The sequence below is a fragment of the Pseudomonas sputi genome, from assembly GCF_021603585.1.
Classification (GTDB): Bacteria; Pseudomonadota; Gammaproteobacteria; order Pseudomonadales; family Pseudomonadaceae; genus Aquipseudomonas; species Aquipseudomonas sputi.
The window spans coordinates 264,825-282,214 of sequence record NZ_BQHI01000004.1; the positions used below are offsets into that span (position 1 = coordinate 264,825).

The 17,390-nt window shown below is 57.6% G+C and carries 18 protein-coding genes; 6 read left to right on the forward strand and 12 right to left on the reverse strand.

Features of this window, described 5'->3' with window-relative positions; genetic code table 11:
* Positions 1–2: 2 nt before the first annotated feature.
* The 5 genes from L6D81_RS08090 to L6D81_RS08110 all read left to right on the forward strand — a co-directional run bounded on the left by L6D81_RS08090 (position 3) and on the right by L6D81_RS08110 (position 3,898).
* Positions 3–692, forward strand: a complete 690-nt coding sequence (locus L6D81_RS08090) for an ABC transporter permease (protein WP_069787704.1) — start codon at positions 3–5, stop codon at positions 690–692.
* Positions 689–1,453 (forward strand): histidine ABC transporter permease HisM, encoded by a 765-nt coding sequence (hisM, locus tag L6D81_RS08095; protein ID WP_236178632.1) that lies wholly within the window; start codon positions 689–691, stop codon positions 1,451–1,453. The genes L6D81_RS08090 and hisM overlap by 4 nt, the downstream gene beginning before the upstream one ends.
* A complete protein-coding gene (locus L6D81_RS08100) occupies positions 1,450–2,208 on the forward strand; it encodes an ABC transporter ATP-binding protein (RefSeq protein WP_236178633.1) in 759 nt (252 codons plus the stop codon). The genes hisM and L6D81_RS08100 overlap by 4 nt, the downstream gene beginning before the upstream one ends.
* 28 nt (positions 2,209–2,236) lie before the next feature.
* The gene (locus tag L6D81_RS08105; protein ID WP_236178634.1) at positions 2,237–3,436 is read left to right on the forward strand and encodes a M20 aminoacylase family protein; all 1,200 of its coding nucleotides are present in this window, start codon (positions 2,237–2,239) and stop codon (positions 3,434–3,436) included.
* A gap of 69 nt (positions 3,437–3,505) precedes the next feature.
* On the forward strand, positions 3,506–3,898 hold the full coding sequence (locus tag L6D81_RS08110; RefSeq protein WP_152746383.1) for an ACT domain-containing protein: 393 nt from the start codon (positions 3,506–3,508) through the stop codon (positions 3,896–3,898).
* 36 nt (positions 3,899–3,934) lie between these two features.
* On the opposite strand, the gene L6D81_RS08115 is transcribed toward L6D81_RS08110, so the two are convergent.
* From L6D81_RS08115 to L6D81_RS08145, 7 genes are all read right to left on the reverse strand, one after another.
* The gene (locus L6D81_RS08115) at positions 3,935–4,549 is read right to left on the reverse strand and encodes a helix-turn-helix transcriptional regulator (protein ID WP_154973829.1); all 615 of its coding nucleotides are present in this window, start codon (positions 4,547–4,549) and stop codon (positions 3,935–3,937) included.
* 118 nt (positions 4,550–4,667) lie between these two features.
* Positions 4,668–5,786 (reverse strand): aminotransferase, encoded by a 1,119-nt coding sequence (locus L6D81_RS08120; RefSeq protein WP_276574198.1) that lies wholly within the window; start codon positions 5,784–5,786, stop codon positions 4,668–4,670.
* A 100-nt stretch (positions 5,787–5,886) separates the two neighbouring features.
* Entirely contained in the window at positions 5,887–6,663 is a 777-nt protein-coding gene (locus L6D81_RS08125) for an ABC transporter substrate-binding protein (RefSeq protein ID WP_236178636.1), read from the reverse strand.
* 119 nt (positions 6,664–6,782) lie between these two features.
* Positions 6,783–7,922, reverse strand: a complete 1,140-nt coding sequence (locus L6D81_RS08130) for a M14 family metallopeptidase (RefSeq protein ID WP_236178637.1) — start codon at positions 7,920–7,922, stop codon at positions 6,783–6,785.
* A 446-nt stretch (positions 7,923–8,368) separates the two neighbouring features.
* Positions 8,369–9,190 carry a helix-turn-helix transcriptional regulator gene (locus L6D81_RS08135; RefSeq protein ID WP_236178638.1) on the reverse strand — a complete coding sequence of 274 codons (822 nt, stop codon included), beginning with the start codon at positions 9,188–9,190 and terminating at the stop codon, positions 8,369–8,371.
* A complete protein-coding gene (locus L6D81_RS08140) occupies positions 9,190–9,738 on the reverse strand; it encodes a YbhB/YbcL family Raf kinase inhibitor-like protein (RefSeq protein ID WP_236178639.1) in 549 nt (182 codons plus the stop codon). Before L6D81_RS08140 ends, L6D81_RS08135 begins: the two co-directional genes overlap by 1 nt.
* An 89-nt stretch (positions 9,739–9,827) precedes the next feature.
* Entirely contained in the window at positions 9,828–10,529 is a 702-nt protein-coding gene (locus L6D81_RS08145; protein ID WP_236178640.1) for an FCD domain-containing protein, read from the reverse strand.
* A gap of 173 nt (positions 10,530–10,702) precedes the next feature.
* Here L6D81_RS08145 and L6D81_RS08150 point away from each other — a divergent pair, with 173 nt between their 5' ends.
* The gene (locus tag L6D81_RS08150; protein ID WP_236178641.1) at positions 10,703–11,548 is read left to right on the forward strand and encodes a fumarylacetoacetate hydrolase family protein; all 846 of its coding nucleotides are present in this window, start codon (positions 10,703–10,705) and stop codon (positions 11,546–11,548) included.
* 56 nt (positions 11,549–11,604) lie between these two features.
* On the opposite strand, the gene L6D81_RS08155 is transcribed toward L6D81_RS08150, so the two are convergent.
* The 5 genes from L6D81_RS08155 to L6D81_RS08175 form a co-directional block, all read right to left on the reverse strand.
* Positions 11,605–13,233 carry a methyl-accepting chemotaxis protein gene (locus L6D81_RS08155; protein ID WP_236178642.1) on the reverse strand — a complete coding sequence of 543 codons (1,629 nt, stop codon included), beginning with the start codon at positions 13,231–13,233 and terminating at the stop codon, positions 11,605–11,607.
* A gap of 238 nt (positions 13,234–13,471) precedes the next feature.
* Positions 13,472–14,203, reverse strand: coding sequence for an SDR family NAD(P)-dependent oxidoreductase (locus L6D81_RS08160; RefSeq protein ID WP_236178643.1), 732 nt, complete (start codon positions 14,201–14,203; stop codon positions 13,472–13,474).
* A 45-nt stretch (positions 14,204–14,248) separates the two neighbouring features.
* Positions 14,249–15,517, reverse strand: coding sequence for a carbohydrate porin (locus tag L6D81_RS08165; RefSeq protein WP_236178644.1), 1,269 nt, complete (start codon positions 15,515–15,517; stop codon positions 14,249–14,251).
* A 61-nt stretch (positions 15,518–15,578) separates the two neighbouring features.
* Positions 15,579–16,820, reverse strand: a complete 1,242-nt coding sequence (locus tag L6D81_RS08170; protein ID WP_236178645.1) for an MFS transporter — start codon at positions 16,818–16,820, stop codon at positions 15,579–15,581.
* A gap of 23 nt (positions 16,821–16,843) precedes the next feature.
* Positions 16,844–17,377 (reverse strand): 2,4'-dihydroxyacetophenone dioxygenase family protein, encoded by a 534-nt coding sequence (locus tag L6D81_RS08175; RefSeq protein WP_108538433.1) that lies wholly within the window; start codon positions 17,375–17,377, stop codon positions 16,844–16,846.
* Between the last annotated feature and the right edge of the window lie 13 nt (positions 17,378–17,390).

The following is a 17,390-nucleotide window of genomic DNA, read 5'->3' on the forward strand; positions in this document are numbered from 1 at the left end:
CCATGCAATGGCTTGAATATTTACCGTTGATTGCCAAAGGTGCCTTGAGTACGGTCGAACTGGCGTTGGTGGCGCTGTTGCTGGCCTTGTTTCTGGGGCTGATCACCGCGTTGGCCAAGCTGTCGGGAACGCTCTGGCTGACGCTGCCTGCGCAGTGCTACACCACATTGATCCGAGGCATTCCGGACCTGGCATTGATGCTGCTGATCTTCTACACCATCCAGATCGGCGTGAATCAGCTCACCGATAAGCTCTCGCTCGGTCGATTTGAAATTGACCCCTTCGTGGCGGGCGTGATGACGTTGGGTTTTATCTACGGGGCCTACTTCGCCGAAACGTTTCGCGGCGCGTTTCTGGCTATCGATCCGGGGCAAGCGGAAGCCGCCAGAGCCTATGGTCTCTCAGCCCGCAAAACGTTCCAGAAGGTCGTGCTGCCGCAGTTGATCCGATTTGCCTTGCCTGGCATCAGTAACAACTGGCAGGTACTCGTCAAGGCCACTGCGCTGGTGTCGATCATCGGGCTCAGCGATCTGGTCATGGCGGCGCAAGAGGCTGGTCGCAGCACCCACAACACCCTGATGTTCATGGTGCTGGCCGGCGCGGTTTATTTTTGTCTGTCGGGGTTTTCCAGCCTGCTGTTGTATTGGCTCAAGCACCGTTCGGCCGCCTGGGTACGCGAGGCAGAGCTATGATCGATCTCTTGCAGACCTATTGGCAGAGCTTCCTTTGGACCGATGGGCAGCAGTGGAGCGGGGTAGTCGTCACGCTGTGGCTGTTGATCGTCGCGACGCTGGGCGGCTTTGTGCTGTCGATTCCACTGGCACTGGGGCGCGTATCTTCTTCGCGCTCACTGAGCGCCGTAATCTGGCTGTACACCTACACCTTCCGCACGACGCCGCTCTACGTGCAGTTACTGATTATCTACAGCGGCTTGTACAGCCTCTCGTTCATCCAAAACACGGCGTTGCTCAATAGTTTTTTCCGCGATGCTTATTGCTGCACGCTGTTTGCTTTCGTACTCAACGAGTGCGCCTACATGACCGAGATCCTGGTCGGTTCGATTCGTGCCAGCAATCGCGGAGAAGTGGAGGCGGGCAGGGCGTTTGGCTTGAGTGCGACGGTACTCAATCTCAAGGTGATACTGCCCAGCGCACTGCGTCGAGCGCTGCCCGCCTACAGCAACGAAGTGATCTTCATGCTCCACGGCACCACGCTTGCGTTCACCGCCACCGTGCCGGACATCCTCAAAGTGGCTCGCGACGTCAACGCTGAAACCTATGCGACGTTCAGCACCTACGGTCTGGCGTCCTTGCTCTATCTGATGATTTCCTTCTGGATCATCGCCGGCTTCAATCGCGCCGAAAAACGTTGGCTAAGGCACCTGAAGCCACGTGTGGCGAAAAACACCCCCGTGCACCCCGTCCCTACGATAAAAGAAGGCCGCCTGGTATGAATGCCCTCACCGTTGAAAACATCCACAAATCCTATGGCAATCATAAAGTCCTGCACGGGATTTCCTTGAGCGCCAAGCGCGGCGAAGTGATCAGCATCATCGGCTCAAGCGGCTCGGGTAAAAGTACCTTTTTGCGTTGTATCAATTTTCTCGAACAGCCGGACTGCGGCCGTGTCAGCCTGGACAATCTGACGATCGACCTGGGTGCAGGCAAGCCCTTGCGCCCGGAGCGCCGTGCACTGCAGGCGCTGCGCACACGGCTGGCAATGGTGTTTCAACACTTTAACCTCTGGGCGCATATGACGGTGCTGGAAAACGTCAGCATGGCACCCGTGCACGCACTCAACGTCAGCAAGGAAGAGGCACGAGCCCGCGCGATCGGGTATCTGGAGAAAGTCGGACTGGGTGCGCGTTTCCACGACAGTTACCCGGCCCATCTTTCCGGCGGGCAACAGCAACGTGTTGCGATCGCGCGTGCCCTGGCCGTAGAGCCGGAGGTCATGTTGTTCGACGAGCCGACCTCTGCCCTCGACCCCGAACTGGTGGGCGAAGTGCTGAAAATCATGCAGGAGCTGGCGCAGGAGGGCCGCACGATGATTGTCGTCACCCACGAAATGGGCTTTGCCCGACACGCCTCCACCCAGGTGGTGTTTCTGCATGGCGGCAAGATTGAAGAACAGGGCAAGCCCGAGCAGGTGTTCGATAACCCGCAAAGCGACCGGCTGCGCCAGTTTCTGGCGTTGGACCTCAAGTGATCGCTGATCCAGCGACCGGAGTGGCGCCATGAGCAACACACACTGGATCAACGTACCTGAAGCGATTTACGCCCTGAGGCGTGATATTCATCGGCACCCGGAGTTGGCCTTCGAGGAGCACAGGACTGCCGACCTCATCGCCCGTGCACTTGAGTCGTGGGGGCTGACTGTGCACCGCGGGCTTGCGGGTACGGGCGTGGTGGGTATTTTGCGCTGCGGCACGAGCCCCAAGACTATCGGTTTGCGCGCGGACATGGACGCGCTGCCGGTACAGGAACTCAACCGATTCGAGCATGCTTCCGCCCACCCCGGAAAAATGCACGCCTGCGGCCATGATGGGCATTGCGCAATGTTGTTGGCGGCGGCATACGAACTTGCACGCACCCGCCAACTGGACGGCACGCTGTATTTCATTTTTCAGCCTGCCGAGGAAAGTGACGCCGGGGCCCGGCGCATGATCGAAGACGGCCTTTTCGAACTGTTCCCCATGCAGGCGGTATTCGGAATGCATAATTGGCCCGGGCTGGCGGCCGGACAGTTTGCGGTGCATGCGGGCGCGATGATGGCGTCTGACACTGAGTTTCGTATGAAGGTGATCGGCAAAGGCGGTCACGCTGCGTTGCCACATGAGTGCATTGACCCTTTGCAGCCGTTAATGCACATTGCGCAGGCTTTGCAGAGCATCATTACGCGCAATCTGGATACCCAGGATCCTGCGGTTATTTCAGTGACGCACCTGCAGGCGGGAAGCCAGGAAAGCCTTACCGTGGTTCCCGATGAAGCCTGGCTGGGCGGTACGTTCAGAGCTTTTTCCCGCGAGGCCATGAACTTGATTGAGAGGCGCATGCGGGAGATCGCCGACAGTGTCGGGCAGGCGTTCGGCTGCCGTGTGGAAACCGTGTTGAACTCGGATTATCCGCCGCTGATCAATCACCCCGGTGAGACACAGGTGTGCATCGAGGTATTACACAAGCTGGTCGGTGAAGGGCATGTCATTACCGACGGCAAGCCGACGATGGCCGCCGAAGACTTCGCCCACATGCTCGAACATACGCCCGGTTGTTATGTGTTCATCGGCAACGGCGAGGGTGCGCATCGCGGTATCGGCCACGGTCCGGGGCCGTGTGTTCTGCACAATGCGAGTTTTGATTTCAACGACACTATTTTACCGATTGGAGCGACGTATTGGGTTCGCCTGGCTGAAACCTGGTTGCCGGTGGGTCCCTGAAAACCTTGGCGGCGACCACGCTGCCGCGTCGCCCGAATCAGCACTAAACCTTATCTATCTGGAGATTTTATGAAACTGGTCAAAAGCATTCGCCTGAAAGTCCTGCCCGAGCTTTACTCGATTTCCCGGCTGGACAGCAAAGACCCGATCCCCGCCTGGGCCGACGGTGACGGGTTCGTCAACATCGCGCGCTCCGCCGATGAACTGTCCATCGTCTGCCATCAGAGCCGCGTGCCCGAAGGCGTCAAAATCGACCGCGACTGGAATTGCATGCAGTTTGTCGGCCCCTTCGCGTTTGATGAGACCGGTATTGTGCTGTCAGTCGTGCGTCCTCTCACCGAAGCCGGTTTCGGTGTATTTGTCGTGTCGACGTTCGATGGCGACTTCCTGCTACTCAAAGCCGACCGATTCGCGCAGGGGCTTGCCGTGCTCAATGAGGCGGGTCATCAAATTCTGGACTAAACACCTGATATCAAACCAATCACCCGCACGCGTCAATCACGGCGCGTCACGCAAACGCTTCAAGTACTTGTAGACAGTGGCTCTACCCATCGACAGCACATTGGCGATGTAGTCGCTGGCGCTGCGGCCTTCGAATGCGCCTTCGGCGAACAGGGCTTCGACCAGCAAGCGTTTGTCGTTGCGGGTCAGCCCCTGCAGGGACAGGTTATGGTCCTGGAGCCAGGCGTGGAGGAAAGTGTTGATTTGTTCCTGCCAGTCGTCGCGAAACAACGCTTCAGGTTGCGCCAGCAGGCGGCCGGGCTCGAAGAAGTTGTTCAAGGCGTCGCGTGCCATTTCGAGCACGCTGAAGTTCATGTTGATGCACAACAGGGCTTCCGGTTTGCCCGCGTCATCGCGCATCACGCTCGTGACGGAGCGAATTCGCTGTCCATTCCAGTTGAGTTTTTCATACGGTCCGAGATTATCGACGCGCTCAAAATCGCCCGGCAACTCGTGCAGGGCGGAGTCATCGCCGAGCTGTCGCTTGGAGATGTTGTTGGCGATGTGCACGACGGTCTGCGTGTTGATGTCATGAATGATCACTTCCGCGTGAGGGAAATAGAGCATCGCGATGCCGTCGGCAACCGCTTTGTAATTGGCGAGTTTCTTCATGCTGGGCGATCGCAAGGTGTCCGTTCAGGAGGGGAATGTAGCAGTTACCCGCGATGACTACGAGGCGCGACGCGAGTGAGCCCTGCCTGCCGGACATGCAGGCAGGGCATGCGCGCGGTCAACGTTGAGCGAGAAATTCCGAAACCTTCGCCAGCCCTTCCTTCAACACGCTGAGGTTATTGGCGTAACCAATACGCACGTACCCTTCGATGTCCAGCGCGCTGCCTGGCGTAAACATGACGCCTTTGCTGTCCAGCAACTGGACGCACAAGTCGCGGGAGGGCAAGTCGATGTCAAACTTGAGCAAGGCAGTGGTACCCGATTTGGGTTTTACGTAGGAAATCTTGGGCTCTTGCGCTACCCATTGATCCAGGTACTCAAGGTTGGTACGGGTGATAGCCTGGTTGCGGGCCAGGATCTTGTCCTTGTTTTCCAGCGCGATGCAGGCGAAGTGATCGTTAAGCATGCCTACGCTGATGGTGTTGTAGTCGCGATGGATGGAGACGCTGTGGATCAGATCAGCAGGGCCGACGATCCAGCCCAGCCTTAACCCGGCCAGGGAGAATGCCTTGGACATGCTGGCAGTGCTGATGCCTTTTTCGTAAAGATCGGCTATCGAGACTGTGGAGCCGTCGCCGTGCTGGTCAATGCCGCGATACACCTCGTCGCTGAGCAGGTAGGCACCGACCGAGCGGGCGATCGTCACGATCTGCTCAAGCATCGCCTGATCCATCAGCGCCCCGGTGGGGTTGTTTGGATTGTTGATCGCAATCACTTTGGTGTTGGGCCGCACCAGTGCGCGCAACGCCTCCAAGTCAGGCAGAAATGCATGTTCTTCGCGCAGTTTAAGAATCGAGACGTCGGCGCCGTAGCTTTCGGGAATTGAATAATGCTGCTGGTAGGTCGGCGCGACAGAAATCACGTGGTCCCCCGGCTCAACCAGGGTTTCGTACACCAACGCATTTGCCCCGATGGCGCCGTGGGTGATGATGACGTTGTCTTTGCTTTGCTCTGTATACAGGGCCGCCACGTTGTTACGCAGGCGATCGGAGCCTTCGATGGCGCCATACGTCAGCTTCATCGGCAGCATCTCGGCGAGGATGCTGTCTTTTTTACCGGCCATCTCCAGCAGTTGCTCCAGGGTCAGTGATTCGACGCAGGTTTCTGCCAGGTTGTAGGTGCATTTGGTTTCATAGGCGTTCATCCATATTTCAACGCCGAACTCTTTGATTTTCATATCAGGCCTGTGGTTGCGTGGGTTCAGTTATCAAGGCGATCACTCAAGTGATCGCGCTGTCAGGATGGAAGTTGAAACAGGCTCCTTGAAGGGATACCCACTATTTGCCAAACACGTCGAAGTCAAAATACTTCGCGTTGATGGCTTGATAGATACCCTTGGCGCGAATTGACTTGATCGCTTCATTAAAGCGCTCAGCCCGCGACGTATCGCCTTTGCGCAGAGCTATCCCGATGCCGTCACCAAAGTAGCGGGCATCCGTCAGTTGCGGACCGGTGAATGAAAATGCCTGGCCTGTGGGGAGCTTGAGGAACGATTCGCTCAGGATGATCTGATCGGCCACCGTGCCGTCCAGGCGGCCGGCGTTCATGTCCAGGTAGATCTCGTTTTGCGAGGTGTAGCGCACGATCTCGGCGCCTTTGGGGGCCAGCACTTCGGTCGCGAAACGATCATGAATACTGGAGCGTTGCACGCCGATACGCTTGCCTTGCAGACCGGAGAGGTCGTCGCCGATCGATTCACCTTTTTTCAATACAAGCCGCGCGGGGCTTTGGTAGTACTTGTCGGTAAAATCGACCGATTTTTTGCGCTCTTCAGTGATCGACATTGAGGAAAGGATTGCGTCGACTTTTTTCCCCTTCAGCGCTGGAATCAGCCCGTCGTATTCCTGTTCGACCCATACACATTTGACCTGCATTTCGGCACACAGCGCGTTGCCGATGTCGAAGTCGAAACCGGTGATTTCTCCGCTGGGGGATTTGGATGCAAAGGGCGGGTAGGCCGCTTCGATACCGATTTTCAACGGCTGGTCCGCTGCCTGGGCGGTGGCCACGCTCAGGGCCAGTGCCAGGGCGCTGTACACGATGTGCATCTTCATTTTTCCGTGCCTCGGATTGATTGTTGGAGTTTTTGGGCAAGCGGCACATTGCAGCTCGCCAAGGCAGTTTTAAAATTTTCCCTCAGTGGTACTTCGATAGACGTGTGCGCCTATTCTTTTTAGAAATCGTTCATCAGTTGTCCGGTGATTCGGCCGGGGAGTGGTTCGGTGCCGGCGGCCATCCCGATCCGCTGCCCGACGCGCACCAGTCTGATGTGATGCCGGGCAACAAGAATCCCCTGCACCGGGCTTAATACCGGCATACGCGGTGTTCCCAGTTGCATGTCCAGCGCCAGGATTTCGGCGATGACTTCGCCGCGCGCCACACCTGCCCCAAGGTTTTTTTTCCAGGCGATAACCCCCGTGGCGTTGGCTTCCAGGTGCGCGACGCCTTCCAGCGGATAGACGGTAACGGCCTGCGGGGTGACAGGCGGCTGCACGTCGCCGCTGGCCAGGATCAGGCCTTCTGAACACAGAAAGCGGAGCAGCCCCTGCGCGTCCTGCAGGGCGATGTCGTCTTCCACATCGCTTTGGCCGCGCAGTTCGACGGTGGCGGAAAAGCCCAGGTGCTCGGCGTCTACCAGCGCTTTGCCATACAGCACTTTCCAGGCCTTGGCGTAAGCCTCATCCAGCGGAAAACCGCCGGCATCCTCCTCGAGAAACACCGCTTCAACACCCATGCTGGCGGCCAGGCGCGTGGCACGCTCACGCTGATTGAGGTTGGCGTAGATGTGCAGAATGCTGGAGGTATCGCAATGCAGGTCTATGAACAGATCGTGGTGCAGTGCTTCGTGCAATAGCAGGTGCTTGTTGGCGGCCACCGTTTCGGCAGGCACTGCACTGCCGAGCGCATCCTGCATCAAGGACTTCATTGCCTTGGTGTCGTTATACGCGGGGCGTGCTGTTGCCAGTGCGCTTTCAAGTTTGGCGCTGATATTGGGAAAGTTGCGGTTGAAGTTTTCGCCATTGGCGAGGTTGAAACGCCCCGGCAACTGGCCGAACACCTGCTGGCTCAAACCAACCGGGTTGGCGAAAGGCCGTATGACGATACGACCGTTCAGCCGGCCGTCGCGCTCCAGTTCCTGGAGCAGCACGAGCAGATGCTGGAGCACCAACAACCCCGGGTGTTCGTCGGCGTGCAGCCCGGCCTGGATATAAGCGCTACGCTGGCCCTGGCCGCCGCTGAATGTGTGCTTGTACAGCGTATGCACCACGCCAGGTGTTTGGGAGGGCAGTGTGATTGCTTCGGTAAGGGCCATGGCGACGCTGCCTGATCGTGGTAATTAAGTCTATCGTGGACTTAATGTCTCTATCGGGCAAGAGGAGGGTGATGTATCGTCGCAAATAAGCCAGGGATCGGCGCATGGACGACAATCGATTGGGATCAATAGCCGCTCAAGTGTTTCATTGCGGCCCTGCGCACGGTGGCAGGCAGCAGCTTATTCATCGCGCGCAGCAGGCGAGGGCGCCAGGTGTCGACTTCCCAATGCACACGTCGCCGGTTCTGCACCGCTCGCCATAGCGTCTGGCTGACATCCTCAGCGTTGAAGGTTCATGGGCTGGTGAGCGAATTGGTTGCTCACCCGAGCAGTAAAGTGCAAGCAGCCACTACCGATGGTAGTGCGATGGTTCGATTGACCAGGCGTAGACGTCCACCTTGCAAGCATCTCGTTGTGGGCAGCGGCCAATGGCATCCTGAGCTCAATTAGCGCCGATGACCCCGAACCGCCGTGGGTGCAAAGCCGAACCGGTCACGGAAACGCACAGCAAATTGCGAGGGCGTCTGATAGCCCACACACAGCGCTATTTGCATGACCGTCTGGGCGGAAGATTGCAGCAGCTGCAGGGCGAAGGTCATGCGTGCATCGATCAATAAGCTGCTGAACGTCGTTCCTTCTTCTGCCAGTCTGCGCCGCAGCGTGGCCTCGCTGAGTGCAAACGCAGACGCAACGGTGTGAGCGCTCCAGTCGTTAGCCAGGTCGCTGGCGATGAGCCGCCTTACTTTAATCGCCATTGTTGGCAGCCGTGACTGTTCGAGTCGTCCGCCATTCACGCCAATCCACGCCAACAATTCTTGTAGTCGGTGCCGGGCGATCAGGCTTGGCAGTGTGCTGTCTTCTATTGCCTCAATCGCACGTTGAAACGCTGCGGCAAAATGCACCGTATCGCGGGTAATGGGCTGGGCGTATTGAATGACCGCCAAATGCGCGTGGGCTTCGGCGGTGGCTTCGATCAACGTCTCGTCCCACACCAGCCAGTGGGCTCGGTAGCTGCCGTCCTGCGCCAACCTGTTGGTGATATCCAGGGATTGGCCACCCGCCACCGCAATCGCTTCTCCTGGCTGGATGACGTACTCGCCACCCGCCCACCGCACGCTTTTAGAACCCCGCTCCACGTAGATCAAGAGGGGGTTTTCAATATACAAACGCTTGAACTCCAGGTTTTCCTGCTGAAGTACGATGCCTGCCGTACCGACGCCAGGCCGATGAGTGATGCGCAGCGCGTCGTAAGCGTTTGTCGGTGACATCAGCGGCCGCCTTGTGCCGTGAGCGTGGCTTTGCCAAGCGAACCTCCGGGCAGCATGAAACCCAGCATTGCGGGTGTGACGGCCGGCGGTAATGTCACCTTATCGACGTTCATAGCGTATACGGTGACCACGTAATTGTGCGTCTGCCCTGCTGGAGGGCAGGCGCCGAGATAGCCTGGCATACCACTGTCACCGCGAACCTGCAGTGTACCTGCTGGCAATTTGCCGCCTGCGCTACCCGCGCCTTCCTTCAATTCACGGACCGTTGCAGGTACGTTCGCCAACACCCAGTGCCACCAGCCGGACCCGGTTGGCGCGTCGGGATCGTACATCGTCACGACAAAGCTTTTGGTGCCTTGCGGGGCACCGCTCCAGGACAATTGCGGGGAGAGATTCTTGCCGCTGCAGCCGAATACGTTGGCGAATTGGCGTTGTTGAAAATGCCCATCCAGGATGCTGGTGCTTTGTACTGCGAACGTTTGAGCGTGTGCGCCAGTTGCGATCAGCGACAGCGCTAGAACGCCTGCGGCTAACAATGATTTATGCATACCGATTTCCTCTTGGGTTGGAGAGGAGAGTGTGGGGCGCAAGCGGCACTAAGACTGTTTGCTATCGCTCGATTTTCATCGCCATCCAGTCAATTTGACTGAGTCGAACGCCCCGTCACTTCGGGAGTGACGCGCAGGCCTTCAATCAGTAGGGCAGAGGTGGTCTGGATGTGTTGCTTCAGCAGTTCGCTGGCCTTGGATACATCTCTGGCCAGGGCCGCCTCGAATAGCGCTTGGTGTTCATGACCGATATCCCTTTGTTCGGCAGCCATGGCGATTGACATCGCGCGGTAGCGCGCCGTCTGCTCAAACAACATCGAGCGAATTCGCAAGAGCCAGGTGTTCGGGCAAGCACCGACCAGGGCCTCATGAAACGCCGCATGCGCTGACGTCCAAGCATCAGCGCCAGCGTGATCGCCATCGTGGGGCTCTTCAAGCCGTGAAAGGCGGTGATGGGCCGAGACCAATGTCGCCTCCCAGGCAAGATTGCCGTGTTCCAGAGAATGGCGCAGGCAGCTCGTTTCTATCTCAATGCGGGCCAATGTGAGGTCATTCAGATCGGCCAGCGAAATGGCACAAATGCGAAAGCCTTTTTGTGGCTCTGCCAACACCAGGTCTTCGGCGACCAGTCGTGACAAAGCTTCCCTCACTGCTCCGGCGCTAGCCTGGTAGCGCTCGGCCAAAGCCTTCAGGTTGACTCGGTCTCCGGGGCGCAAAACGCAGGATAAGACATCTTTGCGCAGACGCTCATAGGTGGCCTGGGTGAGGCTTTGAGCGGAGCGTTCAAGCATGGAAGAATTCCTTTAATAAAAATATATTTTGTTGCATGAAATATATTTTATGCCATAGGATGAATTTGTTCAAACGGGCCTGCCTGATCTCTGTCGCGCCGGCTTCCTGGGCCTGAATATCGCCCGCGATTTCGTGGCTTTACCTGAGTTAATAGACAACATTCGAGGTAGGTATGAAGCTGTGTCGTTTTGGGCCGCAGGGGCAGGAGCGCCCCGGTGTGATAGATGCTGCAGGTCGTGTGCGCGATCTTTCTGCACATGTCTCCGACATCAATGCGACGGTGCTTGCGCCGTCGGCGCTGGCTGAATTGTCGAAGCTTGATGTCGCACAGTTACCGCTGGTCGAGGAGGGGGTTCGTTATGGTGTCCCTGTCGCCCAGGTGCGCAAATTCATCGCAATCGGCCTTAATTATCGCGACCATGCCGAAGAGGCCGGCATGTCGATTCCTGCCGAGCCCATCATCTTTCATAAGGCGATCAGTTGCCTGAACGGCCCTGATGATGACCTCCTGCACCCGCGTGACGCTTCCCGGATGGACTGGGAGCTGGAACTGGGCGTGGTGATCGGCAGTGAAGCCAAGTACGTGTCCGAAGCTGAGGCGCTGAACTACGTTGCGGGCTACTGCGTGGTCAACGATGTATCGGAGCGGGCATTTCAGATGCAAAGTTCGCAATGGGACAAGGGCAAGGGCTGTGACACGTTCGGCCCGATCGGGCCTTGGCTGGTGACCCGGGATGAGGTACCCGATCCGCAAAACCTGGACATGTGGCTGGAGGTCAATGGTGAGCGACGCCAGACCGGGAACTCGAAAACCATGATTTTTTCCGTTGCACAAATCGTGGCGTACTGCAGCCGCTACATGACATTGCAGCCGGGTGATGTGATCTGTACGGGTACGCCACCGGGTGTGGGGATGGGCATGAAGCCCATGCCGCAATGGCTGTCACCGGGTGATGAAATCCACCTGTGGATTGACGGCCTCGGCGAACAACGGCAAAAGGTGGTGTCGGCTGTTTGAACCCGATATTCACGTACGTGGCGTGCACGTCGATGGGACTATCGGCGTGCGGATGCTTAGAGCGTGAACTGCTTGGTTAAATGATTCAGATCGGCAGCCAACTTCGTCAGCTCAGCGGTGGCAATCGCCGTCTGACTTGATCCTTCCGATGCTTCGCTGGACAAATCCCGAATACTGACGAGGTTGCGATCCACTTCGCGCGCGACTTGGGCCTGTTCCTCTGCCGCGGTGGCAATCATCAGGTTTCGCTCGTTGATTTGACTCAACGAGTCGGTGATCTCGCCGAGCGCCTTACCTGCGCTATTGGCCATTTCGAGTGTCTGCCTGGCTTGGAGGCTTGTTTGACTCATCGATGTCACCGCGTTGCCTGTGCCTGCCTGGATTGAATCGACCATGTGCTCAATTTCCTGTGTGGATTTTTGAGTGCGATGGGCCAAGGCTCTGACTTCATCAGCGACGACCGCAAAGCCACGACCGGCTTCGCCGGCACGCGCAGCTTCAATGGCCGCATTCAAGGCCAATAAATTGGTCTGCTCTGCAATCCCTCGGATGACATCCAGCACCTTGCTTATATCGGTTGCCATGGTTGCCAAGGCTTGCACTTCACCTGAGGTGCTTTGGACGTTGGAGACCATGAGGTTGATGGCCGCGACCGTTTCGTTAACCTGGTTACGACCTGCGATAGCGGCTGAGCTCGATTGTGAGGTCAGCTCGGAGGTGGACGCGGCATTGCCTGCGACTTCTTCCACGGCTGCGCTCATTTCAGTGACTGCGGTGGCGGCCATTTCAATTTCATGATTTTGACGTTGAATGGTCCGCGAAGCACCCTCCGTCACGGCATGCATTTCTTCGGAGGTCGCGGCCAACTGGGTGGAGGAATCCCCTATCAGTGCCAGGGCATCACGTAAGTTTGACTGCATCGCGGCGATTGCTTTTACCAGTTGTGCCGCCTCGTCAGAACCTGTCGCATTGAAGTCTTGGCTCAGATCATTCGCAGCAATACGGCGGGCAATCACCAATGATTCATTAATAGGCACCGTCAGACTTCGGGTGTAAAGCCAAGCCAAGAGTAACGAAGCGGCCACCGAAACAACCAAGAAAACGCCTACCATTATTTGGGTTTGCTGATAAATATCATCAGCATCCCGGCCCGCTTTTTTGGCTTTGTTTTCGTTAACGCTGATGAGATTGTTCAGTGATGCTTCGACACGATCGGCGGCATCTTTCATCAGCCCATTTGAGATAGACACGGCTGTTTCCATTTGCTGCGCGGCCACGGCGGCGAGATACTGATCCTGTGCTTTTGAATATTCACTTTTGGTTTCACGCAGGCGTTCAAACGCTTCGCGACCTTGAGGCGTGACAATCAGTGCTGTTAAAGACTGCGAGTATTGATCGATGACTTGCTGCGATTGTTGGATGTCGCTGAGCGCCTTGGTTTTGCGTTCCTGAGGCTCGATCGGATTGCGCACCCGAGCATTGTTGCCTCTGATGGCTATGAATTCCCGGTCTAGTTGGCCCAACAGTTTTACGCTGGGCAAGACGTTGGTTTCAACGTACTTTTCGGCGTTCTTCAATAACTCGGCTTGCCTTAAGGCGAGTAATCCCATCGCGATGATTATCAGGCAGAAGAAGCCGAAACACAGAGCTGAGCGGGGCGCGAGGTTCAGTTTTCGCAGGAGCATACGATGTCCTTAAGTTGAGAGTGTCCATCCGTGAAGTTAGTATCGACGATAGATAGGAATGCTTGAGCTTTGGTGGGGGAAAAAGTCTACCGTTCAGTTGGTTGATGACATCGATAGCAGGGTAGGGCATAGGGTAATGTTTAAAACGGAAGCTCGGGAGCGAAAGGTCGTGTCTAATCTTTAAAGCACAGAATAAACGCGCCTGACAGAGTAGGCGCGTTTTGACTGGTCGTCAGCTTCAGATCGCCGTGGTGAGATAGCCCCCATCAACGGGCAGAATCACGCCATTTACAAACGACGCCGCATCCGATGCTAAAAACGCAATCACCTTGGCGACTTCTTCGGCACTACCAAATCGCTTCATAGGGGTGCGTGACAGTAGACGGTCAATCCTCGGTTGATCATCGATTTTCGCCAGCAATGGTGTGATGATCCAGCCCGGTGCCACCGCGTTGACGCGAATGTCATCCGGAGCGTACGCCTCGGCCAGCGATTTGGTGATCTGTACGACAGCTCCTTTGGCGGCTGAATAGGCCACGAGTTTGCCGCCGCCGAAATAAGAGAACATCGATGCAATGTTGATTATCGAACCACCTTGCCTGGCGAGCAACGGATGGGCCAGGTTGATAAGACGGTAGACAGCGTTGAGTTGCACCGACAACACCTGGTTGAAGGCGTCCCACTCCATCTCCTTTTCGCCCATGGTGCCACCCGCAGCCGGTACCAGAATATCCAGGCGGTCCAGGCTTTGGATCACGCTTTTGAGCGCATCATCATCGGTGACGTTAACTTCGCGAAGATCGAGTTCAACCCCGTCGGCGACGATTGTCGCGTCGGCGCCCAAGCCGATAGCGACGACCCTGGCGCCATGCCGCGCCAGATACTCGGCGGTCGCTTGGCCAATCCCGGACGTCCCGCCGCTGACGAGCGCGACCTTGCCTTCAAACAGAGTGCTGCTGAACATAGTCATCGTTACCTCATGGAGTCAGTTAAACGTTTTATTCAAGGCGCCGGCTTACAGACCCAGTACCGAACCCACATCCAGCACCACCAGCAGGCCAACCACGAAACCGTTGTTGCTCAATTGCGTCGCGCCCGGGTTGTAGAAGTTGTCCGGGTTGATGATGTACTGGATGCTCGGTTCGATCGCCAGGTTGCGGGTCAAGGCAAAATGGCCGTTGGCTTCCACGGCGTAGACATTGCGCTCACCCAATTCAGGATCGCCACCGGCCGCCGTGCGCAGGCGTTGTTGGAACTGCAACTGATGGTCGTTGACTTGCAGGTAGCTGGCTTTGAGATTGAGCTTGTCCTGCGCCCGATCAAAGGGGGCAAGGTAGGTCAGCCCGGCTTCGGCGAAATGGCTGAAGGGTTGTTTACCGTCAGCCGCCACCGACAGCGAGCCGAATACCTGAACGCCTTGCTGCCCGCCGCGCCATAGCGTCTGGCGGAACTTGAAGAAGCCGCCGGCCGTGCCGTGGTCGCTGGCACCCGTCAACGGGTCGACCTGATTGGACGAGTTGAAGTACGCATTCAGTTCGTACTGGGTGGTGTCATCGCCCGGCTTGCTGCCAATGCCCAGCAGAAAGCTGGTGCCACTCGCGTCGTCAGTGCTGAAGTCCAGACCTTTGCGCTTTTTCAGGTAATCCACCGGGTTGGATTCGAACGCACCCGCGTGCACGTAAAAACGCGGGTTCACTTGATACTTCAGGTAGCCACCCCAGGCGCCGAAGGGCGGCGGCAACATGCCACTTGAAGCGTCCAGGATCGGGTCGGTGCAGGTGACGCCCGTTTCGCAGTTATAGATATAGAAGTACCGTCGGCCATTGGTCCGTCCGACGTGCAGGTCGAGCTGACCGTCGAGCCATTTTTGCTCGTAGGTCAACACGCTTAACTGATTGCTGGCGATGTCATTGTGCAAGGGCGCACCGCCAAAATAGCTGCCGACGGCACCTTGCCATTTGTTCCCGGTCGGTTGGCCGGTACCGTTATCGAGGATAAAGACGGTTTGTTCGAAATGGAGGGCTGCGCCGTCCAGGCCACTGAGCTTGGCGAGGTTAACGTCTGCGCCGATGTACAGGTCACCGCTGTTGCCGAAGCTGTAGGGGCGCGGGCCGGTGTCGAGGTTTTTCATCGACAGGCTCGTGAATTGCACATGGGGCTGGATGCCATAGTCGGCCAAATGCTCGCCCAGGCCGGACAGTGGACCTTCTCGGTCCAGTGCCCAGGCTTGGGGATAGGTAAACACCAGGAACAAAAACGCGCACAAACGAAGAGTAGGGTGCATGGTCGGGGACTCATTTTATTGTTGTTGTGATGAGCAAATGGAGCAGCGTGGCGGTCTTGGATCACGCACGCTGTGTGCAGGCTTGCATTGATCGGCGTTGCAGCACGGAAGGCGCGGTTTCCTTGAGCAGCAGGGACAGCCCCGCTGCCAGCAAGGCGCCGCCGCAGGAGATCCACATCACAATCGACAACCCGAACTGATCGGCGGCGAACCCGGCGACGGTCGGCGCCACGAACCCTCCCACCAGTTCGCCAATGCCCATGATCATGCCCAGTGCCGTAGCCATGACCTCGCGCGGGACGGTTTCGGCCGGAATGGTGGACATGAACAGCGTGAAGCAGCCAAGCCCGGTGAAGGTGAGCACCATCAGCACGCCGAGTATCATCGGCGAGGGCGCAAATAGCAGGGCTATCGGGCAGCAGGCAGCAACCAGTGAGAACAGCACCAGCGTCGGACGGCGGCCGATACGGTCGGAGATGCTGGGCACCACAAACCCCCACACAACCCATGCCGCACCCAGGCAACTCATGATCGTGCCCATGCTCGGCGCGCTGTAACCGCGGACGCTGACCAGAAACGTCGGGGTAAAGGAGATCAGGATCACGAACCAGGTCAGAAACACGCAACTGATCAAGGTGCACAGCACGATGTTGCGGCTTCTGAGCAGTGCCAGGCGCTGCCCGGCGAGTTTGACGGTATTCACCGCAGCCTGACGAGGTTCATCCTGACGCACGTAACGCCAGATGAGCCATGCGATCAGCAGTCCTGGCAGCAGCGACACAATGAACGCATGTCGCCAGCCATAAGCCTCGGCCAGGGCTATCAACACCGGAGGGCCGATCACCGCGCCCAACAGGCCCGCTGCCGAGCCTTGCAGCAAGCCCATGTTCAGGCCCCGTCGGCGCGGCGATGACGCCTCCACCATCATCGATTGAGACAACGGCAGGATGGGGCCCTCGGCCAACCCCATGATGGCGCGAAACAGCAACAGGCTAAGGAATCCCGCGACCAGCCCCGAGAGGGCCGAGCATAGCGAGAAGAGGATGACCGCCGCGATCAGCAGCGGCTTGCGCACCCCCCGGCGATCTGACCACGCGCCGACCAGCGTGCCGGAGATCGCCCAGGCCAAGGCCAGCACCGAAGACAACATGCCGAGGTGACTGTTGCTCAGATGCAGCTCTTCAGCCATGAACGGAAACAGGAACGACAGCGCTAGACGATCGAAAAACACAAAACCAAACGTCAGGAACAACACGCAGAGCAGGACATTTTCATAACTGGCTTTATTATTTTTGTGAGCCATGACGGTTCTCCGCAGCACGGGGTTTAACGGAATAGACGGTCCACTGCATCAGCGCCCAGGCCGACCTTTTCGTAATGTTCACGGCACAGGGCGATGTAGGAGTGCACGTCGAAGTAGCCGGTGGATTCGCCGTGCTCGTCGAGCCAGATCAGCGGCCCCTTGACGATGAAGAAAACGCGCATGGGTTCCTCGTGTTCATAGGCCACCAAGGTGTGACCCTCGCCGGGCGTCTCATAAACGAAATCACCGGCGGTGGCGGTCCAGTCGTGCTCCAGGTAGCCCCACTTGCCCGACAGGGTGTAGGCGAACACTTCGTGCGGGTGGTAGTGGCGATTGACCAGGCCGGCATGGCTGGACATCAAGATGTCGCACCAGCGGTTTTCGCTGGGGGAGATCCACAGAGGGCGTGAAGAAACCGTCTCGGTGAAGGGCACGTAGAGCCGCAGATCATCACTGGCGGCATTCGGCAGGTAAACCTCAGGCTTGGCATCGGGCTTGAAGCAGTTCGCGATGGGCTGCAGGTCTTTCCAAAATTCGTTGCGGGCTAATTCGGGCATGTTGGGCCTCTGA